This window comes from Oryzicola mucosus, from assembly GCF_014534685.1.
GTDB lineage: Bacteria > Pseudomonadota > Alphaproteobacteria > Rhizobiales > Rhizobiaceae > Oryzicola > Oryzicola mucosus.
The window spans coordinates 1-2,933 of sequence record NZ_JACVVX010000022.1; the positions used below are offsets into that span (position 1 = coordinate 1).

Genomic DNA, 2,933 nt, shown 5'->3' on the forward strand with positions numbered 1-2,933 from the left:
CTTCTCCGTTCGGTCAAACTTGAGGCAGGCGGCGTTGTGTCGGTCGACTACACGCCGTCGAGCCGGTTCGAGAACGACTACCTGCCTCAGGTTCTGCATGCGGTGACGAAGCTGAGCGTGGATGACGGCCGCGGCGGGGTTGCCGCGACGGAGTATGCCTATGCGGGCGGCAAATACGACCCCAAGGCGCGGCGGTTCCTGGGCTATCGCTCGGTGATCGAGACCAGGCCGCTGGCAGAGGGCGAGACGGCGCGTCCGGTCGTCGAGACGACGTACCGGCAGGATCTTGCCAGTGCCGGGCTGCCCGAGCTTGTGGTGCACAAGGACGGTGCGGGGGGTGCGCGCAAGACGATTGCGGAGAGCTATGACGTCAATCTGGCGAGCCGGCCCTACTGGGCGCGCAACGTGGCGACCCAGACGACGCTTTCGGAAGCCGGCGTATCGTCGACCTTGCGGGTGGAGCGGGTGTTCGGCTCCTATGGCAATGTCAGCGAGATCAAGGATTATGGCCGGATCGACGCGGATGGCGACGAGACGTGGACGGAGCGGTTTTATACGCTCAACACCAGCGCCTATATCGTGTCGACGTTGCGGGCGGAGCGGGTCCGCTCGGGGATGGACGAGACGTTCCCCTATATCCGCTACGAGCGGACTTACTACGACGGCAACGACACCGACAACTCGGCGCCTCCGGCAAAGGGGCATGTGACGCGGACGCAGGCCTATGCGGAGTACAGCTCGAGCTGGGTGGACAGCACTTACGAGTATGACGGGTTCGGCAACCGGACGGCAGCGGTTGACGGTCTGGGCAACCGGACGGAGTGGGACTACGACACGACCTACAATCTGTATCCGGTCCGGGAGCGGTTGCCGCGCTATTTTGCCAATGGGTCGCTGAGCGGGGATACGCGCTTTGTCTCGCAGGCCACCTATGACGGGGTGTGCGGGGTGCCGGCGACGAAGACCGACCTCAACGGCACGGTGCAGGCGTTTACCTATGACGCGTTCTGCCGGCCTTACGAGATGACGGTGGCGGCGACGGGCTACTATGTGAAGACCCGGTTCGAGAACGACGGCAATCCCGCGACACAGGCTGTGGTGACCTACCAGCCTTTGCCGAACGGGGCGGGCGAGGTCTATCAGCGCGCCAGCTACGACGGGCTTGGCCGGGTCTGGCGGGTGGAGACGCCGGGCGAGACGGAGACGGGTTCCGTGCGCTATGCCGACACGCGCTATGACGGGCGCGGCAATGTCCGGCTTCAGTCGCAGGTCCGGTTTGACGGCGATACGGTGCGCTGGACGAGCAAGAGCTACGACTGGGCCAACCGCCTGGTGAAGGTGGTCAATCCCGACAGTAGCGAGCGGAGCTACGAGCACTTCCTGCACAAGGGCACCCAGTATACGACCAATCCGCGTCTTTACGCGGTGATGGAGACGGATGAGCTGGGCCGCCGGACGGGCCGCTATTCCTCGACGCGGGGCGACGTGATCCTGGTGATCCGGGATTATGACGGGCTCGATATCCGCGAGACGCGCTCCTACGACGCCTATGGCCGGCTGACGCGGGTCAGGGACGCTTCCGGCTCGGTCTGGACCTACGCGTACGATCTTTTGGGCAACCGGCTTTCGGCCACCGATCCCGACATGGGGACATGGAGCTATGTCTATGACGCGGCGGGCCGGCTGATCAGCCAGACCGACGCGCGGGGCGCGGTGACGACGCTGAGCTACGACCAGATGGGCCGGCTGCTGCAGAAGCAGGCGACGCCGGCGGGCGGCGGCAGCTCGATCATTCTTGCCACCAACACCTACGACCAGGCAGCTTCCGGCTCCTTCAATGTCGGCAAGCTGACGACCTCGACGAATGCGGTTGCTACCCATGCCTATCGCTATGACCGCTTCGGCAAGGTCAGGCGGCAGGCGAGCACGATCGACGGGCTGACCCATACAACCCTCACCGAACGCGATGCCTCGGGCCAGATCGTCTCGATGCAGTACCTGCCGGGTCCGCTGGACATCGGCAGCGAGACCAATCCGTGGCGCTATACCGCCAACAACATGCTGACCGCGATCCCCGGCTACTGCAGCGGGCTGAGCTACGAGGCGGACGGGCAGACCAGGTCGATCAGCTATGCCAACGGGGTGAAGACGACGTTCGCCTATTCGCCGACGCGGCGGTGGCTGACGCAGGTGACGACGGCGAAGGGAACGGCGACGCCGCTGCTGGATAACAGCTATACCCGCGACCTGACCGGCCGGATCAAGGAGATCGCAGCACTGTCGTCGGGGGAAAGCTGGAAGTACACCTATGACACGGCGGGCCGTCTGACGCGTGCTGGCAATGTCGGCAACAACAGCCTGGACGAGGACTTCGTCTATGCGGCCAACGACAACCTTCTGTCACGCAGCCGGGTTGCGGGGGCTTATGTCTATCCCTCTGCGACCGCTGCACGGCCGCATGCGCCGGTGTCGGTGAACGGTGTCGCTCTCACCTATGACGCCAATGGCAACATGAAGTCGGACGGCAGCCGCGTGCTGACCTGGGATGCGGCCAACCGTCTGTCGACGGTGGTGCTCAACGGCGTGACGACGACGCTGGCCTACGGCCCGGACGGGGCGCGGGCGAAGAAGACCTCGGCGACCTCGACCACGCTCTATCCCGATGCGTCGGTGGAGATGACGCCCGGCGCCAGCAACACGGCGACCTATGTGCGCTATCCGCATCCCGACCTGAAGATCGAGGGGACGGCCAAGACATATCTGCACCGCGATCATCTCGCCTCGGTGCGGCTGGTCACCAACAGCTCGGGAGCCCTGGTCGAGGGCACGGCCTATGCCGCATATGGCGAGCGGCTGAACTCCGGCTTCCAGACCGAAAAGGGCTATATCGGCGAACGCCACGATCCCGAGACAGGCCTCATCTATCTCAACGC

The 2,933-nt window shown here is 64.7% G+C and carries 1 protein-coding gene; it reads left to right on the plus strand.

Annotation, left to right across the window (positions count from 1 at the left end; genetic code table 11):
* Positions 1 to 2,933 (plus strand): toxin TcdB middle/N-terminal domain-containing protein (locus ICI42_RS23385; protein ID WP_188167016.1); only part of this gene is annotated, 2,933 nt, incomplete at both ends.